The 18,204-nt window shown below is 70.9% G+C and carries 16 protein-coding genes; 9 read left to right on the top strand and 7 right to left on the bottom strand.

All coding sequences use genetic code 11. The features are described from left to right. The first annotated feature begins 83 nt into the window (after positions 1-83). From K318_RS0102090 to K318_RS0102080, 3 genes are all read left to right on the top strand, one after another. On the top strand, positions 84-575 hold the full coding sequence (locus K318_RS0102090) for a hypothetical protein (RefSeq protein ID WP_029088251.1): 492 nt from the start codon (positions 84-86) through the stop codon (positions 573-575). Positions 576-1,116: 541 nt separating this feature from the next. Further along, positions 1,117-1,719, top strand: coding sequence for a type IV toxin-antitoxin system AbiEi family antitoxin (locus tag K318_RS24915; protein WP_169721432.1), 603 nt, complete (start codon positions 1,117-1,119; stop codon positions 1,717-1,719). 110 nt (positions 1,720-1,829) lie between these two features. Next, on the top strand, positions 1,830-2,525 hold the full coding sequence (locus K318_RS0102080) for a hypothetical protein (protein WP_156913740.1): 696 nt from the start codon (positions 1,830-1,832) through the stop codon (positions 2,523-2,525). Here K318_RS0102080 and K318_RS0102075 read toward each other — a convergent pair. After that, complete coding sequence (locus K318_RS0102075) at positions 2,507-3,235, bottom strand: cell division protein ZapB (RefSeq protein WP_029088249.1); 729 nt, start codon at positions 3,233-3,235, stop codon at positions 2,507-2,509. The genes K318_RS0102080 and K318_RS0102075 overlap by 19 nt on opposite strands. A gap of 395 nt (positions 3,236-3,630) precedes the next feature. On the opposite strand from K318_RS0102075, the gene dnaK reads away from it, so the two are divergent. The 4 genes from dnaK (at position 3,631) to K318_RS0102055 (ending at position 7,776) form a co-directional block, all read left to right on the top strand. Continuing rightward, the gene (dnaK, locus tag K318_RS0102070) at positions 3,631-5,487 is read left to right on the top strand and encodes a molecular chaperone DnaK (protein WP_029088248.1); all 1,857 of its coding nucleotides are present in this window, start codon (positions 3,631-3,633) and stop codon (positions 5,485-5,487) included. After that, entirely contained in the window at positions 5,484-6,182 is a 699-nt protein-coding gene (locus K318_RS0102065) for a nucleotide exchange factor GrpE (protein ID WP_029088247.1), read from the top strand. Before dnaK ends, K318_RS0102065 begins: the two co-directional genes overlap by 4 nt. 121 nt (positions 6,183-6,303) lie before the next feature. Further along, positions 6,304-7,335 carry a DnaJ C-terminal domain-containing protein gene (locus tag K318_RS0102060; RefSeq protein WP_029088246.1) on the top strand — a complete coding sequence of 344 codons (1,032 nt, stop codon included), beginning with the start codon at positions 6,304-6,306 and terminating at the stop codon, positions 7,333-7,335. Between the two features lie 6 nt (positions 7,336-7,341). After that, positions 7,342-7,776 carry a heat shock protein transcriptional repressor HspR gene (locus K318_RS0102055; protein ID WP_029088245.1) on the top strand — a complete coding sequence of 145 codons (435 nt, stop codon included), beginning with the start codon at positions 7,342-7,344 and terminating at the stop codon, positions 7,774-7,776. Positions 7,777-8,049: 273 nt separating this feature from the next. Here the strand turns inward: K318_RS0102055 and K318_RS18690 are convergent, their stop codons facing one another. The 4 genes from K318_RS18690 to K318_RS0102035 form a co-directional block, all read right to left on the bottom strand. After that, positions 8,050-8,865 carry a maleylpyruvate isomerase N-terminal domain-containing protein gene (locus tag K318_RS18690; protein ID WP_051297337.1) on the bottom strand — a complete coding sequence of 272 codons (816 nt, stop codon included), beginning with the start codon at positions 8,863-8,865 and terminating at the stop codon, positions 8,050-8,052. A gap of 298 nt (positions 8,866-9,163) precedes the next feature. Beyond that, complete coding sequence (locus tag K318_RS23320; RefSeq protein ID WP_051297336.1) at positions 9,164-10,216, bottom strand: LPXTG cell wall anchor domain-containing protein; 1,053 nt, start codon at positions 10,214-10,216, stop codon at positions 9,164-9,166. Between the two features lie 311 nt (positions 10,217-10,527). After that, on the bottom strand, positions 10,528-12,138 hold the full coding sequence (locus K318_RS0102040) for a hypothetical protein (protein ID WP_029088244.1): 1,611 nt from the start codon (positions 12,136-12,138) through the stop codon (positions 10,528-10,530). A gap of 315 nt (positions 12,139-12,453) precedes the next feature. Next, positions 12,454-13,611 carry a diacylglycerol/lipid kinase family protein gene (locus tag K318_RS0102035; protein WP_029088243.1) on the bottom strand — a complete coding sequence of 386 codons (1,158 nt, stop codon included), beginning with the start codon at positions 13,609-13,611 and terminating at the stop codon, positions 12,454-12,456. Positions 13,612-13,649: 38 nt separating this feature from the next. Between K318_RS0102035 and serS the strand changes: the two genes are divergently transcribed. Both serS and K318_RS0102025 read left to right on the top strand, forming a co-directional pair. Beyond that, entirely contained in the window at positions 13,650-14,933 is a 1,284-nt protein-coding gene (gene serS, locus K318_RS0102030) for a serine--tRNA ligase (RefSeq protein WP_029088242.1), read from the top strand. Next, complete coding sequence (locus K318_RS0102025) at positions 14,930-15,823, top strand: HAD family hydrolase (protein WP_084499504.1); 894 nt, start codon at positions 14,930-14,932, stop codon at positions 15,821-15,823. Before serS ends, K318_RS0102025 begins: the two co-directional genes overlap by 4 nt. Positions 15,824-15,966: 143 nt before the next feature. Here the strand turns inward: K318_RS0102025 and K318_RS18680 are convergent, their stop codons facing one another. Together K318_RS18680 and K318_RS18675 are read right to left on the bottom strand one after the other, a co-directional pair. Further along, on the bottom strand, positions 15,967-17,532 hold the full coding sequence (locus tag K318_RS18680) for a flotillin family protein (protein WP_084499503.1): 1,566 nt from the start codon (positions 17,530-17,532) through the stop codon (positions 15,967-15,969). Between the two features lie 92 nt (positions 17,533-17,624). After that, a complete protein-coding gene (locus K318_RS18675) occupies positions 17,625-18,200 on the bottom strand; it encodes a hypothetical protein (protein ID WP_051297334.1) in 576 nt (191 codons plus the stop codon). Between the last annotated feature and the right edge of the window lie 4 nt (positions 18,201-18,204).

Below are 18,204 nucleotides of genomic sequence, written 5' to 3'. Positions count from 1 at the left end.
GGCGGGGCCGGGGTGCAGGGGCGAGGTCCGGGCCGGGCTCGAGGCGAGGGGCTCGCGGACGCGCACTGCTGGCGGGTCTCCTGGTGCCCGTTCTGCTGTGCGGCGGTCTCGCGCTGCCGAGACTGGCAGAGGCCACCGAGGCCGGATGGGCGAGAACCGTCGCCGTGAAGGGGGAGGCGGGTGCGATGACGGTGCCCGCGCCCGCGCTCACACGCGCCTGCGAGTTCCGCCCCGGGCTCCTGGGCATCGGCGCGCGGGTGCTGATCCACTGGCGGCTGCCCGCCGGCTACGCACTCGCGGACGCGGAGGTGCAGGCGTCCACGAGCGGGCTCGGCTCCGTGCTCGCGCCCCTCACCGGATTCAGCCTCTCGTCGAACACCGCCCAGAACTCCGACGGCACGCTGACGACCACTGTCCCGGCGAATCTGCTCGGCGGCCTGCTGGGGCTGGGCAGCGAACTCGAGATCGCCATCGGGGTCGTGGGCCCGGGCGGCTGGACCTCGTCGCGCGCCTCCATCGCGACCAATGCCGGCCTGATCGCCGGCCTCGGCGGGACCTGCCGGAATCTGAGCTGAGCAGCCGCTGGCCTGTCGGAGAGGTGTTCAAAATTCCACTACGTTCAAGTATCTTGAACATATGAACGTCGATGAACGCGGTGCAGCGCGAGATCAGGGGGCACTGCGGGCCCGCGACTCGGAACTCGGTCGCCGAGTCGCAGAAGCGCTCAGGGAGCAGGGCATTGAGGCGCGCTGGTCGGAGGCGTCCGGGGGAGAGGATCGGCAGAGGGGTCTGGATCTGCAGGACGGAACGCTGGTCATCCGGTGGCGGGGCGGGGGACGCGCATTCCCGGCGGTAGCCAAGCGACGTGTACTTCCACGAGACGTACCGCTGATGCCCGCTCCCTGGGAGGACGCGGTCCTTCTCACGGAGCATGTCACTTCTGGTCTTGCGGAGGCACTGCGCCGTCGAGGCTGGTCGGGGTGGGCCGACGCAGCGGGAAATGTGGACCTTGCTGCGCCGGGCTTGCGATTGAAGATCGAGGGCTTGCGGCCGCGTGATCGTGCGGATGGGGGCGTTGAGCGCGTGAGCGCTCCATTCACTCCTTCGGGTCTGCCGGTGACCTTTGCGCTGCTGGTCGCCGCTGCGCAGGGCCGTCACCCGTCGCAGCGTGAGCTGGCGGCATGGGCGCAGGTGTCTCTTGGCACGGTGAACCGGGTGCTGCGGGCCCTCCGCTCGGATGCAGGAGGGGTGCGCTATGGGTGGCAGGGGCAGGGCATTTCGCCGGAGGGTCGAGAAGTGCTGGCTCAGGACTGGATGCGTGCATATCTGCGAACGCAGCCTGCGGCTTGGCCGGCGAAGCGGTTCGAGAGCGCACGTTGGTCCAGTCCCGCGGACGTTCTCCATGCGGACCTTCCTTCGGGGTGCGCAATCGGCTCTGAGCTTGCGGCCTCTGCTGCGGGAGCAGCCATCCGCCCCGCCGGGGCACTCATATACGTGCCGGAAGACGCCTGGGGGGCCGTGCTGAAGAGCGGGCGGCTGCGAGCGGCGGAGGCGGGGATGGTCGAACTTCGCACCGCGTTCTGGAGCCCTGAGCTCCTGGACGGCGCACGCTGCACGCCTCCTCTGCTCACTCGTGCCGATCTGCTTCTTGAGGACGATCCGCGCCTGGATGACGTGGCGGCGCAGATGAAAGGGCAGCTGTGGCACTCATCGATCTGAGCGGCCGCGAGGACGTTCCCGTTCCCGAGGAAGTCATTGCGGCCCTCCTGGAGCGCTCTGAGGCCACGGGGCTGCAGGTGCTGGTCGTCGGGGCCGCCGCACGTGATCTCGTGATCCATGCGCAGTTGAAGGAGCGTCCGGCCAGAAGCACTCTCGACGTCGACATCGCCGTCGCGGTGGGCGGAGACGGGGACTTCACGGAATTCTGCGCCCCGTTCGAGAGGATCGGGGGCAGCGAGCACGCCTTCCGCGTGTGCGGGGCCGAGGTGGACGTCGTCCCCTTCGGGGGAACAGAGAGTTCCCGGACGGTCCGCTTCGCAGACGGGAACGTGCTCGACGTCCGAGGCATGGGTGAGGCTGCCCGGACTGCTGTTCGCGTTCGGATGCCCCGTGGGACCGAGGTCGATGCGGCGGATCTTCCCGCTCAGGCCGCCTTGAAGATCTTGGCATGGCGAGACCGGCATGTGCTGAACAGAAAGGACGCAGTCGATCTGGCGACTGTGCTGAACGCTGCGACGAAGGACCCCTTCGTCGAACATGTGTGGGGCGACGACAAGGCGCTGGAGGCGATGGAATGGGACATTGTGGGGGCGGCAGCGTTCCATGTGGGAGGGAGGGCCGCGGTCCCATTCTCGCGTGCTGACGGGAGTGAGGTGCTTGCTGTCCTTGAAGGCGAGGAGAGCAGGAGCATGCTCCTGACGGACATGCGGGACCGCAATGGCGAGACTCTGCTCACCGGGTTCGCTCGAGGCTTCGCGGCGGAACTCGGCAGGGAAGGTCGCCCGCCTCAGGGGCGCAGGCGGTAGGAGGGCTGTGCGGAGAGCTTCCGCGTCTCCGCCGAGGCGGCCTCCAGTCGAGACTCCAGCTCGGCGTTCCGTGCCGTGAGGCCTGTGACCTGTTCGGCGAGCTCCGCATTCCGCTCCGCAAGCGCCGTGTTCTCCGCCGTGAGGGCCTCATTCGTCACCGTGAGCTCCGTGATGCACGAGTTCAGCTCCATGACGCGGGCCTTGAGTTCGACCACACGGTCCTCGAGCCTGCGCACATCCACCGGCGGGATGGCGTCGACCGGGGCATCGACCGCTCCGGGCTCTTCGCGGTCCGCGGTGGACGAGGGGGCGTCCGCGGCAGTGTCTTCGTCGTCTTCCTCCGGCTCTGCGCCTGTGCTCGGTCCCGCCTCTGCCGCCGGCTCCGTGCCCACCGGAGCTCCCTCGACGCCTGCGCTCGCGGAGCTCTCCTCGACATCCGCATCCGCGGTCGAGCCCGCATCCGCGGAGGCTCCCGGTCCGGAGTCCTGCCCATCGGCGCCGGTATCCGTGCCCGGCGCCCCGGCCTCCCCCTCGGTGGCCGCTTCCCGGAAGCCGGCGGCGACGAGATCGGAGACCGGGATCTGCCAGGCGCCGCCGGCGCTCTTGGACGCGTGGGGGAAGGCGCCGCGGCTGAGGCTGCGCTGCAGCGAGGAGCGTGCGACCCCGCACTCCTTCGCGGCCTGAGTGAGGGTCCAAGCGGTCTCTGCCATCGGTGCTCTTCCTCCGGTGCGGCGAACGGTGCGGCGAATGCGCTCCCCATCCTAGGGCCCCGCCCCGGCACCTCCCGCACGACGGGGTCGCCGTGCTCGCGTACGCACTGTGCGTCGAACCGGAGAACCAGGGCCCGCATATGCCGTTTCACGCCCCACCACGGCCGGGTGCGAAAGGGAATGTGCGGGCCGTTTCCGGATGAGCCCGATCTGTGGCGGACCTCACCTGCGGGTCGCCGCAGAACAGCGGAATAACCTGCGCACCCTCAAGGTTGAGTCAGGTGTACGCAAGATTGGTGAGGCGCTGGTTGACATACCGGAAGCTCTCGCACAAGACTTGCCTCGGACATTGAGTCGAGAAGGCTCAAACGGAGACGAACAGGAGAGTGACAAGCATGGCTCGTGCAGTCGGCATCGACCTCGGCACCACCAACTCGGTCGTGGCGGTCCTCGAGGGCGGCGACCCCAAGGTCATCGCGAACGCCGAGGGCGCCCGCACCACCCCCTCGGTGGTCGCGGTCAACAAGAACGGAGACTCCCTGGTGGGCGACATCGCCAAGCGCCAGGCCGTCACCAATGTGAAGAACACCGTGGCCTCGGTCAAGCGCCACATGGGCACGGACTGGAAGACGGAGCTGGGCGGCAAGACGATGTCCGCACCGGAGATCTCCGCCCGCATCCTGCAGAAGCTCAAGCACGACGCGGAGGAGTACCTGAACGAGGAGGTCACTGACGCGGTCATCACCGTCCCGGCCTACTTCAACGATGCGGAGCGCCAGGCGACCAAGGACGCCGGTGAGATCGCGGGCCTCAACGTCCTCCGCATCATCAACGAGCCCACCGCGGCCGCCCTGGCCTACGGCCTGGAGCGCGGCAAGGAGGACGAGCTCATCCTCGTCTTCGACCTGGGAGGCGGCACCTTCGACGTGTCCCTGCTGGAGGTCGGCAAGGACGAGGACGACTTCTCCACAATCCAGGTCCGCGCCACGAGCGGCGACAACAAGCTGGGCGGCGACGACTGGGATCAGCGCATCGTCGACTACCTCACCAAGCAGGTCAAGGACAAGGACGGCGTGGACCTCTCGAAGGATCCCACCGCGCTGCAGCGTCTCAAGGACGCCGCCGAGCAGGCGAAGAAGGAGCTGTCGTCCGCGACCAGCACCAACATCTCCCTGCAGTACCTGTCGATGAGCGCCGAGGGCCCCATCCACCTCGACGAGTCGCTCTCCCGCGCCAAGTTCGAGGACCTCACGAAGGACCTGCTCGAGCGCACCAAGAAGCCCTTCGAGGCGGTCATCAGGGATGCCGGCGTCAAGCTCTCCGACATCGACCACGTGGTGCTCGTGGGCGGCTCCACCCGCATGCCCGCGGTCGCCGAGGTCGTCACGGAGCTCACCGGCGGCAAGGAGCCCAACAAGGGCGTCAACCCCGATGAGGTCGTCGCGATCGGCGCCGCCGTCCAGGCCGGCGTGCTGAAGGGTGAGCGCAAGGACGTCCTGCTCATCGACGTGACCCCGCTGTCGCTGGGCCTCGAGACCAAGGGCGGCGTGATGACCAAGCTCATCGAGCGCAACACGCCCATCCCGACCAAGCGCAGCGAGACCTTCACGACCGCGGAGGACAACCAGCCCTCCGTGTCGATCCAGGTCTTCCAGGGCGAGCGCGAGTTCACCCGCGACAACAAGGCGCTGGGCACCTTCGAGCTCACCGGCATCGCGCCGGCACCCCGCGGCGTGCCGCAGATCGAGGTCTCCTTCGACATCGACGCCAACGGCATCGTGCACGTGTCCGCCACGGACAAGGGCACCGGCAAGGAGCAGTCGATGACCATCACGGGCGGCTCCGCGCTGCCCAAGGAGGACATCGAGCGCATGGTCCGCGAGGCCGAGGAGCACGCGGAGGAGGACAAGAAGCGCCGCGAGGCGCAGGACGTCCGCAACAACGCCGAGACCCTGGCCTACTCCACGGAGAAGCTCGTCAGCGAGAACGAGGACAAGCTGCCCGAGGACGTGAAGTCGGAGATCACCGCGGACGTCGAGGCCGTCAAGGAGGCGCTGAAGGGCGAGGACGACGACGCCGTGAAGTCCGCCTACGACAAGCTCGTGGCGAACCAGCAGAAGATCGGCGAGGCCATCTACTCGCAGGCCGCCGAGGCCGGTGGCGAGGGCGCGGAGCAGGCCTCCGAGTCCGCAGACGCCGATGACGAGGTCATCGATGCCGAGGTCGTGGACGAGGACGAGGAGAAGAAGTGACCGAGAACGAGGGAACCCAGGACGGCGGCCCGGGCTTCTCGTTCAGCGACAAGCGGCGGGTCGACCCGGAGACGGGCGAGGTCCGTCAGCCGGATCAGGCTCAGGAGGGCGCGGGTGCCGCCGCGCAGGAGGCTCAGACCTCCGGCGGCACCCCCGCCGGCGAGGCGGAGGCGCAGGAGGGGGCGGCCTCGGCCGATGCCTCCGACCTCGGGGTCGAGATCCCCGACGACGCCTCCGAGCTCGACGCGGAGACCGCGGCCGGTGAGCTCACCGGCGACGCCAAGCGCGCCGCCGAGGCGCTCGACGACCTCCAGCGCCTCAATGCGGAGTACGCGGCCTACCGGATGCGTGCGACCCGGGACCAGGAGCGGGCCAAGCAGGCCGGCGTCGTCTCGGTGGCCGAGGCGCTCATCCCGGTGCTCGACGAGGTCCGCCTCGCCCGGGAGAACGGCGATGTGACAGGTCCCTTCGAGGTCCACGTCGCGAAGCTGTTCGAGGCGCTCGGCAAGCTGGGCGTGGAGCAGTTCGGCGAGGTGGGGGAGGAGTTCGACCCCGCCTTCCACGAGGCGCTCATGCAGCAGCCCAGTGAGGACGTCGAAGGCCCGACGGTCTTCATGGTCATGCAGCCCGGCTACCGCCTGGGCGAGCGGGTCATACGCGCCGCCCGCGTGGGCGTGCAGCAGCCGGCCGACTGATCGATTCGGCCTCTGACCCGGGCCGGTGCTCCACCGGCCCGGGTCGTCCATTTCAGGAGCTGAGCGAGTCCTCGTCCGAGCGGCTCGGAACAGCGCAAGCATTGACGAAAGGAGGTGCCAGATGAATCAGGGACCTCAGAACGACTGGTTCGAGAAGGACTTCTACAAGGTTCTCGGCGTCTCCTCGGATGCGTCGGACGCGGACATCAAGAAGGCGTACCGCAAGCTCGCCCGCAAGTACCACCCTGACCAGAACCCCGGCGACGAGAAGGCCGAGGCGAAGTTCAAGGAGGTGGGCCAGGCCCACCAGGTGCTCTCGGACCCCGAGTCGCGCGAGCAGTACGACCAGGTGCGCCAGATGGGCCGCGGAGCCAGGTTCACCGCGGGCAGCGGCGGTCCGGGCGGCGGAGGATTCGAGGACATCTTCTCCGGCCTGTTCAATCAGGGCGGAGGCGGCGGCGGTGGTGCACGCTACCGCACCACGGCGGCCGGCGGGGACGTCCCGCCGGACCTGGCGGACCTGCTCGGCGGGTTCGGCGGAGGATTCGGCGGCGGCGGATTCGGGGGGTCGCCGTACGGCGGGCCCGCGCCCGGCCCCGTCAAGGGCGGCGACTACAAGGCGTCCACCACCCTGAGCTTCACCGAGGCCGTCCAGGGGGCGTCCGTGAAGCTGAACATGCCCGGGGGCAAGCCGCTCACGGTGCGCACCCCCGTGGGGGTGAAGGACGGTCAGAAGGTCCGCATCAAGGGCAAGGGCAAGCCGGGGCCGAACGGCGGCGAGGCCGGCGACCTCATCCTCACGGTGAAGGTCGAGCCCCACCCGCTGTTCACGCGGGACGGCGACAACCTCAGGATGGAGCTGCCCGTCAGCTTCGACGAGGCCGCTCTGGGCGCGGAGGTCTCCGTGCCCACCCTGGGCGGGGCGCCGGTGCGCGTGAAGATCCCGGCGGGCACGCCCTCGGGCCGTGTGCTCCGGGTGCGCGGCAAGGGCGTAGCGGGGAAGAAGTCCACGGGCGATCTGCTCGTGACGGTGGAGATCTCCGTGCCCAAGGATCTGCCGGAGTCCGCGCGCGAGGCCGTGCAGGCGTACCGCGAGGCCACGAACGGCACCGATCCGCGCGAGGGCCTGGCGGAGCGGGCGAGAAGGGCGTGATCGGCCATGCGCATCTCGACGAGTGCTGCGGTCTACGTCATCTCCGTCGCCGCAGAGCTGGCGGGGATGCACCCGCAGACCCTGCGTCAGTACGACAGGCTGGGGCTCGTCACGCCCGAGCGCACCTCCGGCCGCGGCCGGAGGTACTCGGCTGAGGACATCGCCCGGCTCCAGCAGGTCCAGCGGCTCAGCCAGGACGAGGGCGTCAACCTCGCGGGCATCAGGAAGATCCTGGACCTGCAGGACGAGCTCGCCGAGGCGCGGGCCCAGGTCCGCGCGCTGCAGGCGCGGGTGGAGGAGTCCGCCGAGGCCGAGCGCACCTCGGGCAGGGTCTTCGCCGCGGGGAGGAGCGGGGACGTGTTCTCCATCCTCCGGGGCGAGCGGCCCCGGCAGCGCAGGGCGGGATCCGACCTCGTGATCTACCGGGGCCCGCGCCGCTGAGCGGCCCGGGACGGCCCGGCATCCCCGGGTCTGCCCGCTCCGCCCGGCCCGGGGGAAGCGGTCCTGCGGGGCCTGCCCCCGCGGTCGAGCCCCATGCGGGCGCTGCCGGTCCGTCCCACGCGCAGAGCGCCTGCGCACAGACTGCTCAGAGCGGTCTGTGTGCAGGCGCTCTGCGCTGTTCGGTCCGCGGCCGCCGGCGTCCCCGAGGCCCCGGAGTTCCGGGGCAGGGTTCCGGGCACAGAGTTCAGGGCGGGCGAGCTCTGGACGCGGAGCTCAGAGCCAGGCGGGAGGGGCAGGAAGCTCGTAGGACCTGCGGATGCCATCCGCCTCGGGGAGACCGCTCGCACCCGCAGCGGCCTCCGAGTGCGCGCGGGCGGCGACCGAGCGAGGCCAGCCGCGGCCCATGAGGAAGGAGAGGACCTCGGCGGCCTCTCCTGTGACCTCTACGGCTTCCGCGGCAGCGGCGCCCGTGCGGATCACCCGGTCCTCGTCCCGGTCCGTGAGCCGGAGAGCGTAATGGGTGGTGACGCCCTTCTTCTCCCAGATGGGGGCGATGTCGTCGAGCAGCCGGTCGACGACGGCCGCGGGGAAGTCGAGCGTCGTCGCGCCGATCCCGAGGTCGAGGGCGTGGACGAACACCTCCCGCGTGCGCAGCCAGGGGATCTGCGCGGCGGTGATGGTGCCGCCGCGGCCGGAGACGATCTCGGCGGCCCAGTCCGCCTCGGCCATCTTCGCGAACTCGTCCGCGAGCTCGTCGACGACCTCATGCGCGATCGCGATGGCGTCCTCACCGCTGGTCTGCGCGGCCGATTCCTCGATCTGCGCGTCCCGCTCCGCTCGCGAGGGGTACATGGGGTTCTCCACCCCGGTGCGCGCCCAGTCGAGCAGTCGCATGAATCCCTCGGCGTTGTGGACGACGTGCATCGCCACGTGCGTGCGGGACCAGTCCGGCAGGATCGAGGGCTGGCTCATGCCGGCCGGCGAGATCTGGTCGAGGATCTTGAGGTAGAAGCGCTCTCCGACGGTGCAGAGGTCGAGGTCGGCGCGCAGCGTCTCAGCGTCGTACGGCGGCGGTGCATCGTGTGTCATGCCGCCCACTCTAGTCTCGCGTCACGGGGCCGGGTGCGCTCGGGATTGCGGTCCGGGCCCGCCCGGACGGTGTGGTCTGCCGTGCTGACGCCTGAGGGTCGAATTCCTGTCGGCATGGCAGACGACAGCGGGGAACGCGGGGGAGCGACGACAGCGGGGAACGCGGGGGAGCAGCGCGTCCGGGTCTCGCGTGGGGAGACGCGTGCGGGGCGCCCCTCCGGAGAGGGACGCCCCGCACGTGGTGCCGCGCCGCTGAAGGCTCAGGCGGCAGACCGGGGCGCTGCTCAGCTCAGCGCGCTCAGCCCTGCTGGCGGCGGCGGGTCAGCATGACGGTCGCAGCGCCCACTGCGAGGAGGCCTGCACCGGCGGCGAGGCCGGTCAGCTCCATACCGGTGCGGGGCAGCTTGCTGCCGTCATCCTTGCCGCGGTCCTGGTCGTCCTCGCCGCCCTGGCCGTCGTCATCGCCGGGGGCGTTCGTCACGGTGAAGGAGCCGGTGAGCTCCTCGCCGGCCTCGTTCGTGGCGACGACGTCGTACTCGCCCAGGTAGACGGAGGGGTCGGAGGCATCGACGCCGTAGACGTTCCAGGCGACCTCGCCGTCCTCGTTCGCGGTCTCCGTGGTGGTCAGCGGGGTGATGTTCTCACCCGCGGGGGAGACGGCGAACTCGATCTCCTCGCCGGCCTCGGCGCCCTCGACGGCCAGGGTCACGCCCTTGTCCTCGTCGACGAAGTCCTCGGGGGTGATCTCCTCCGGGGTCACGGAGAGCGCGTACTCGACGGCCTCATCGGTCTCATCGTCCGTGGGGGTGGCGGTGGGCTCGGGGGATGCGGTCTCCGTGGGGTCCTCGGTGGGCTCCGGGGAGGCGGTCTCGCTGGGCTCGTCGGTGGGCTCCGGGGTCTCGTCCGAGGTCACGGTGAATGAGCCCGTCTGGGTGTCACCGTCCGCATCGGTGACGGTCACCGAATACGTGCCGACGAACTGGGCAGGGTCACCCTGGCCCACCACGATTCCGAGGACGGCGACACCGTTCTCGTCCGCGATCTCGGTGGTCTCGAAGTCCGCGACCTCAGCATCAGTGGTGACGGAGAACGCCACCTCACTGTTCGCCTCAACTCCCGAGGCCGTGATGACGACGCCCTTGTCCTGGTCCGCGAGGTCCGTATATGTGATCGTCTGCGGATCGATGGAGAGGCTGAAGTCAGCCTGAGACTCGACGTCGGCCGAGGAGGCGGCGGCCGGAACCTCGGTGAAAGTGGCGACCGGCGCCGCATTCGCGACGGCGGCGGGGCCGACGGCGAGGCCGGCGATCGCGACGGCGACGGCGGGGGCGAGGAGGATGCTCTTCTTCACTGGTGACCTTTCACAGCACATCCTCGGGCCGAGCGCGCCGTGCAGACATCTGCGCTGCCGTGCGCCTTCCCGCGGCCGGTGGGTGCTTCATGCTTCCATGGGTGGGCATTCACACGGTAACTGGAGAGTTCCGCCACGGAAACTTCTGGTCGTTATGTTCACCGTGCATTCTCGCCACCGTGCAGTTCCCGTCTCGGCGCGGATGGGAGGGGTGCCCCGGGACGAGCGCACCGTGGGACGTGAGAGGGACCGGCCGGGGCCGCAGTCCGGGGATGTCGCAAGCGCCGTCCCCTGAAGAGAGCCCCGCGGGGTCACCAGGCGCTTCTGTGCCTCCGCCGGAGCACCACGGTGGCCGTGCCCACGGTGAGCAGGACGGCTCCTGCTGCCAGGCCCGCCGTGCTCAGAGCAGTCAGCTCATTCGCGTTCGCCGTGGCGACCGTGTCGATCGGAGTGGGGAGTTCGTCCTCGGAGGCGGGTGGGGACGCGGCCGGGGCGCCTGCCGAGGCTTCACTCGCCGAGTCCTCGGCAGCTGGCTCATCCTCGAAGCGTCCCTGACCGGAGAGCCCTGGTACGGTCACGGTTCCCGCACCGGCGTCCTGCGCGGAAGCGTCCGCCTCCTGCGCGTGAGAGCCCTCGGCACCGCCGGTGGCGGGCAGGTCCTCGGCGCGGGGGCCGGAAGGACTGTCCGAGGTCGGGGTCTGCTCCGCGCCCGAGGCCCATGCGGTCTCGGCGTCCTGTCCGGTGGGGTTCTCCGCAGGGGCGTCCTCTGAGCCCGCAGCCTCTGCACCGTCGCCCTCAGTGTCCCGGGTGCCTGCGTCGCCGGTGCTTGCGGTCCTCGCAACGCCGGCCTCACCCGTCACGGTGAGCGCGGTCTCTGCGACGACGGCCGCGGAGGCGCCCAGCGGCGTGGCGATGACGGTGTACTCATAGGCGTCCGCCTCCGCGGCCTGGGCCCACGACGGCTGCTGCCAGGTCAGCTGACCCAGCCCCAGCTCGTTCGCGTAGCCAGTGGTCGGTGCCTGTGCGCCGGGCAGTCCGGAGATGCGGATGAGCGATCCCGGCTCCAGGCCGTACAGCGTGAAGCTCAGTCCCTGCGCGCCGAGCTGTTCTGCGGTTGCCTCGGTGCGGCTCGCGGCGAAGCCGAACCCGGCCTCCTCGACGGGGACGGCCGCCGGGCCCTCGTCGTCCGTCCGCGCGGGGTCCTCGCCTTCTGCTGAGGGCTCGCCGTCCTCCGCCTCGGTGCGACGGTCTGCGCCCGTGTCCTCCCGGGCCTCTGACTCCGCGGGGTCCTGCGCCTCTTCGGCGGCGTCGTCCTGCTGCTCTGCGGCCTCGGAGGCGTCCGCCTCGGGCTCCTCGCCCGCTCCGCCGCGCTCGGCATCCCCGTCCTCGGGGGCCTCCCGCTCCTCGGGGTCCTCCTGCGCCGGCTCCTCGGAGGGGGTGACGGTGAGCGCGGCGGTGAGAGCCTTCCTGCCCTCCGCGACGACGGTCACGCGATACTCGCCGGGCAGTGCCGCAAGCTCCTCGGGGTCGTTCGTCTCCGCGGACAGGGTCACACCGGACACGAGGCCCAGCTGCGAGCCGCGCGCTTCCCCGGAGAGCAGCACCTCCTCGGTCTCGGCCGACACCACGGAGTAGGCGATGCGCTCGGCCTCGCCCTCCTCGGCGGAGTAGGTGTTCAGGCCGTACACGGAGAGCGCGGCACCCTTCTCGGGGTCCGCGAAGTCCGCCGCGCTGATGGAATCGCCCGTGAGGAACTCGCCGCCGAGGGAGAAGCAGAACTCGCTCTCGGAGAGGTCGATGCTCGTGGGGCACGAGGTCGTCCCGAGGTCCGTGCCCGAGGCGGGCTGGGCGAATGCGGGAGCCGCTGCGAATCCGGACAGCGCGAGGGCTGCCACCGGTGCCACCAGGTGCTTCGACTTCATCGGGGCCTCTCAGTCCTTCTCCGGCGCCCCCGGGCGGAGTGCTCCTCCGATGCCTTTGCGGCACAGGAGCCCGCACTCCCGAGGGCTTTCTCCCACTTTAGTCCATTCCGAGCCTGCTCCGACCGGGGAGGGGCCTGACGCGGGGGACACCGAACCGTCCGGATGCTGCGTCTGCGTGCCGGCCGCTCACCACGGCCGGCGCACGGGCGCGCCTTCCGGACGGGCGGGACCGAGAAGAGGGGAGCGCGGAGGGGGCGGAAAGGGGCAGTGAGCGCTGGTGGCGTCCCTCACCCGGCGTCCCTCACCCGGCGTCCCTCACCCGGCGGACACGAAGGGGCTCGAGCTCAGGTGGTACTGCTCGAGCCTGATGCGGCGCTTGAGCTCCGGCGTGGGCGCGCGCACCACGAGGGAGGCCGGCATCACGCTCAGCTCCATCCGATCGGTGGTGCCGAAGGGATCGCCGTCGATCTGGACCTCGACGGGGTGCTCGACGCGCACGGAGAACCGTTCGCCCTGGGCGGTGGCGGTGTGGAGCCCGCGCCGCACGAGGCGTCCGGCGATGGAGGCGACCACGCCCACCCACTCGGCGAGGTTCTTGGGGCTGACGACGAGCAGGTCGAGCTGTCCGTCGTCGATCTCCGCCTCGGGGAACAGCCACACGCCGCCCTGCAGCCGGCCGCAGTTCCCGGCGACCACGGACCGCACCTTGAGCTCCCGCTCCTCACCCTCGTCCACGCGGACCCGCACGGAGACCCGGCTGCCCAGCAGCTTCCGTGAGCCGGCCTCGACATACGCCAGCCAGCCCACCTTGGCCTTGCGCGCCGGGCTCACATCGCTCATCACGGCCGCGTCGAAGCCGATGCCGGCCATGACGAGGAACGTGTGCGGCTCCTCTCGGCCGCCCAGCAGGATCGCACCGGTGTCGATGACGGAGTCCCGGCCGTCGAGGGCGATCCGCAGCGCTCCCTCCGTGTGGTCGAGCACCATGTCCAGATTGCGCGCGAGCAGATTGCCCGTGCCGGCCGGGACGATGCCCATCGGCACCTCCGTGCCCACCAGCTGCTCCGCGACGAGCCGGACGGTGCCGTCCCCGCCCGCGACGATGACGAGGTCCGCCCCGGCCTCCAGAGCGGCTCTCGCCTGCCCGCCGCCTGCGTCCTCAGGCTCGGTCTCGAAGACGAGCGGCGCGGGCCATCCCTTCTCCGCGCACAGCTCGCCGAGCAGCGCGACGGCGGCCCGGGCCATGTCCTTGGAGGGGTTGACGATGAGGGCCGCCTGTGTGGGAGCGGGCAGGGCCTCCGCTTGGGCCCCGGCCTCGGCCGCTCCCCGCTCCGCGCCCGAGGCAGGGGCGGTCTCCCGCCCTCCGCCCGCCCGCGGACGGCCGCGGGCCACGGCGACGCCGATCAGCAGGCCGAGCGCGGCGGCGCCCGCCACGATGAGCGCGAGGAGGAGGATGTGGAGCTCGAGGACCATAGCTGAAACGCTACCTCGCGAACTGTAGGCTTGACCCCATGATCGACCTGACGCAGCTGCGCGAACACCCTGACACCTTCAAGGCCTCACAGCGAGCCCGCGGGGCCAGCGAGTCCCTGGTCGACGAGGTCCTCACCGCGGACGCCTCCCGCAGGTCGGCGCTGACCGCGTTCGAGGCCGCCCGCGCGGAGCAGAAGGGCTTCGGCAAGCAGGTCGCGCAGGCCAAGGGCGAGGAGAAGGCCGCGCTGGTGGCGCAGGCGAAGGAGCTCTCGGACCGGGTGAAGGCGCTGCAGGCGGATGCGGACGAGGCGGAGTTCGCCTTCGACCAGGCCCTGCGCCGGCTGCCCAACCTCATCATCGACGGCGTTCCCGCCGGCGGCGAGGAGGACTCGGTGGAGCTGCGCCGGGAGGGAACTCCCCGCGATTTCACAGCCGAGGGCTTCGCCCCCCGGGACCACCAGGAGCTCGGCGAGCTCCTCGGTGCGATCGACACGCAGCGCGGGGCCAAGGTCTCCGGCGCGCGGTTCTACTACCTCACGGGGTTCGGCGCCCGTCTCGAGCTCGCGCTGCTGACGATGGCCCTCGACGTCGTGGAGCGGCACGGCTTCGTCCCCACCATCACCCCCACCCTGGTGAAGCCGGAGATCATGGGCGGCACCGGCTTCCTCGGCGAGCATGCGGATGAGGTGTACCGCCTGGAGGCCGACGACCTCTTCCTCGTGGGCACCTCGGAGGTGCCGCTGGCCGGCTACCACATGGACGAGATCCTCGACCTCTCCGGCGGGCCCAAGCGCTATGCGGGCTGGTCGCCGTGCTACCGGCGCGAGGCAGGCTCCTACGGCAAGGACACCCGCGGCATCCTCCGCGTGCACCAGTTCCAGAAGGTCGAGATGTTCTCCTATGTGAGGCCGGAGGACGCCGAGGCCGAGCACGCGCGCATGCTCGCGATCCAGGAGGAGATGCTCGCGAAGTGCGAGCTCGCCTACCGGGTGGTCGACATCGCCGCGGGGGATCTGGGCGACTCCGCCGCCCGCAAGTACGACACCGAGGCGTGGATCCCCACCCAGGGCACCTACCGTGAGCTCACCTCGACCTCGAACTGCACGACCTTCCAGTCGCGCCGCCTCAAGGTGCGCGAGCGCGGCGAGGACGGCACGCGCCCCGTGGCGACGCTCAACGGCACCGCAGCGAACACCCGCTGGCTCGTCGCGCTCCTCGAGACCCACCAGCAGGCCGACGGCACGATCCGCATCCCCGAGGCCCTGCGCCCCTATCTGGGCGGCATGACCGCATACGGCCCGGAAGGTGCTGTGCACGCATGAGCTATGTGGAACGCGGCGGTGAGACCGGGCAGCGTGCAGACGCCCATGACGCAGAGGGGGCGGGAGCGCGGCCGGGCGACGGCGGGTTCTCCCCGCAGCTGATCGCCCTCGACGTCGACGGCACGATCGTCGACTACGACAACCGGCTGTCCGAGCGTCAGCGCAGCGTGCTGCGGGCCGCCGCCGAGGCCGGCCACCACCTCGTGATCGCCACCGGCCGCTCCGCTCCGGGCGCGCTGGAGACGGCCAACCGCCTCGAGCTGACGGCGGGGTACGTGGTCGCCTCCAACGGTGCGGTCATCCTGCGCCTCGACCCCGAGCTCGAACACGGCTGGGAGGTGGTGCGGGCGGAGACGTTCGATCCCTCCGATGCGCTCGACCGCATGGTCGAGGTGCTGCCCACGGCCCTCTACATGGTCGAGAACGCGCAGCTCCAGCGCTATGCGAACGGGGAGTTCCCCACTGACGAGCTGGCGGACATGGACTCGATGGAGATCGTGCCGTTCGAAGAGCTGAAGAGGCACGAGGCGACCCGCATCGTGCTCCGCGAGCCCAACGGGACCACCGAGGAGTTCCAGGAATCCGTCGAGCGGATCGGCCTGCACGGCGTCTCCTATGCCGTGGGCTGGAGCAACTGGCTCGACATCGCCCCCGAGGGCGTGAACAAGGCCCACGGCCTGAGCTGGGTCATGGAGCAGCTGGGTGTGGACCACGCGGACACCATCGGTGCAGGTGACGGCCTCAACGATCTCGAGATGCTCGGCTGGGCCTCGTACTCCATCGCGATGGGCCAGGCGCGCGATGCGGTCAAGGACGCAGCGACGGTCGTGGCCGATCCCATCGAGGACGACGGCCTCGCCACGGCGCTGGAGGCCCGCCTGGGGCTCTGAGCGGTTCGCGCCCGGGGTGCGCATGCGAAAGCTCGGGCCGTCCAGGACGGCCCGAGCTTTCGCGTTGCCCGAGGGGCGCGGGCACCCACGCTGCCGGCTCGGGCTGACCGGCGGCGGGCAGCGCGGGCCCTGCAGCGGGGCCCTCAGGCGCCGTGGTCGTCCGAGGACTCGGCCGAAACCGCTGAGCTTCCGGTGCCGCCGGAGACGGCCCCGGGCACCTTCGGTGCACCATATGTCGCTGCGGCTCCGCTGCCGCCCGTCGCGGTGCCGGTGCGGGAGGCCATCGCGTTCTGCAGGAACTCCCCGAGGTCGAGGCCCGTGGTGGACTGGACCATCTTCAGGGTCTCCTGCATGCCCACGGCCACGTTCTTCGACAGCTTCGACTCGCCGTCGGCGGAGACGACGGAGAGGTTCCCGATGCTGCTGTAGGGGGCGGCGACCTCGTGCGCGACCTTCGGCAGGGCCTCGAGGATCTGCGAGAGGACGGCGGCGTCGTTGTACTTGGCGTAGGCCTCGGCCGCGGCCTCGATGGACTCGGCCTCGGCACGGCCGCGCGCGGCGATGGACTCGGCCTCGGCGCGGCCCTTCGCGGCTGCGGACTCCGCCTCGGCATCACCGCGGGCGCGGACGCTCGCGGCCTCGGCCAGGCCTGCGGCCTCGACGGCGGCGGCCCGGTTCTTTTCCTCCGCCAGCGCGGCCTCGGAGTCCTGCTCGCGCGCGTAGCGCTGGGCGTCGGTCTTCTGGCCCTCCTCGTAGCGGCGGGCGTCCGCGGCGCGCTCAGCCTCGTACCGCTTGGCATCGGCGGGCTTGCGGATCTCGGCGACCAGCTCGCGCTCGCGCAGCTCGTTCTGCTGCTCCGCGATCTTCTGCTTCTCCTCGAGGATCCGCTGCTCCTGCTGGGCACGGGCCAGGTCCTCGGCAGCGGCGGCCTCGGCCTTCTCACGCGCCGTCTCGCGCTGGATGGCGGCCTGCCGGAGCTCCAGGGCCTTCTGCGACTCGGCGATGGCCTCCTGGTCGGCGTTGCGCGCCTCGGTGGCCTGACGCGTGGCCTCGGACTCCGCGATCGCGGCGCGCTTGGCGGCTGCTGCGGCCTCGGGCTTGCCGAGATCCTCCAGGTAGGATCCGCCGTCGTCGGCGATCGAGGTGATCTGGAAGGTGTCGATCACCAGCCCCTGGTTGTTCATCGAGTCCAGGGCGTCCTCCTGGACCTTCTCCGCGAAGCTCTTGCGATCGCGGAGGATCGTCTCCACGGTCAGCGTGCCCACCGCGGAGCGCATGGTGCCGGAGAGGACCTCCTGGGAGTAGGAGTCGATGTCGTCCTGCTGGTCGAGGAAGCGCTGTGCCGCCTTGCGGACATCGGCGGTGCGCTCGCCGATCTTGATCTGGGCGACGCCGCGGAGCTTGAGCGGGATGTCGTTGGAGCTCAGCGCCTCGATCTCGACGAGGATCTGCCGGGAGGACAGTGAGAGGGTGTGGGCGCGGTCGAACAGCGGGCGTACGAAGGCGCGTCCGCCGACGACCACCCGCGAGCCCTCGTCCAGGCCCACGTCGCCGCCGCGCGACCGCTGCTTGCCGCCGGTGATGATGAGCGCCTCGTTGGGCGCGGCCACCCGGTAGGAGCGTCTGAAGACGATGTATGCGATGAGCAGGACGATGAGGACGACGACGAGGCCGCCCGCACCTGCCACGAGAGTGTTGATAGCAGTCATGCTCACGACCCTATGCGACTGGGAACGGCGTGAGAAAGCCCTGGGCCGCCCCTGTCTCCGGACTGGCACACGGGCGGACAGGTCCCACTCCCTCAGGAGGCCGGGAGCCCGGCCTCGGCGGCCGCGAGGGTGTCCGCGGCCCGCTGCACGTACGTCTGCGCCGAGCGCGGGAACTCGCCGAGGCGATCGGCGCTCCCGCGGCTCGTTCCCGCCGCGTCCGCCATCCGCAGGTGCGCGCGGAGCATGGCCGCCGTCTGCGCCGCCTGGGCGACGAGGGAGGCGGCCCGGGAGACGGCCTCGGGCACATCGCCGAGGCGCCGCCTGCCGTCGGCCGGGAGCACCAGATCCTCCAGGGGGACCTCGCGCTGGCAGCGCTCCATCAGGGTCGCGACCCGCTCGTCCAGGTCGTTGAGCTCGAAGGTGAGGCGGGAGACGGCCTCCACCGCGGCGGCGGTCGGGGCGTCGCTGACGACGTCCTCGGGCACGTGAGTCTCGCCGGCCTCCCCGAACTCCGCGTGGAGAGCCTGCGCGGTCTCGAAGAAGCGGTCCACCGAACGGGAGAACCGGTCGCGGTGCTGGCGCCACAGCCCGGTGCCGAACCGCCTCTCCTCCGGGGTGCGCCGGTCCCTGCCGAAGATCCCCCCGTCCAGGAGGTCGCGCAGACCCACCGGC

Source organism: Brevibacterium album DSM 18261 (assembly GCF_000426445.1).
Classification (GTDB): domain Bacteria; phylum Actinomycetota; class Actinomycetes; order Actinomycetales; family Brevibacteriaceae; genus Brevibacterium; species Brevibacterium album.
The sequence above is the reverse complement of the archived record's forward strand: the minus strand, read 5'-3'. Positions and strand labels throughout refer to the sequence as shown.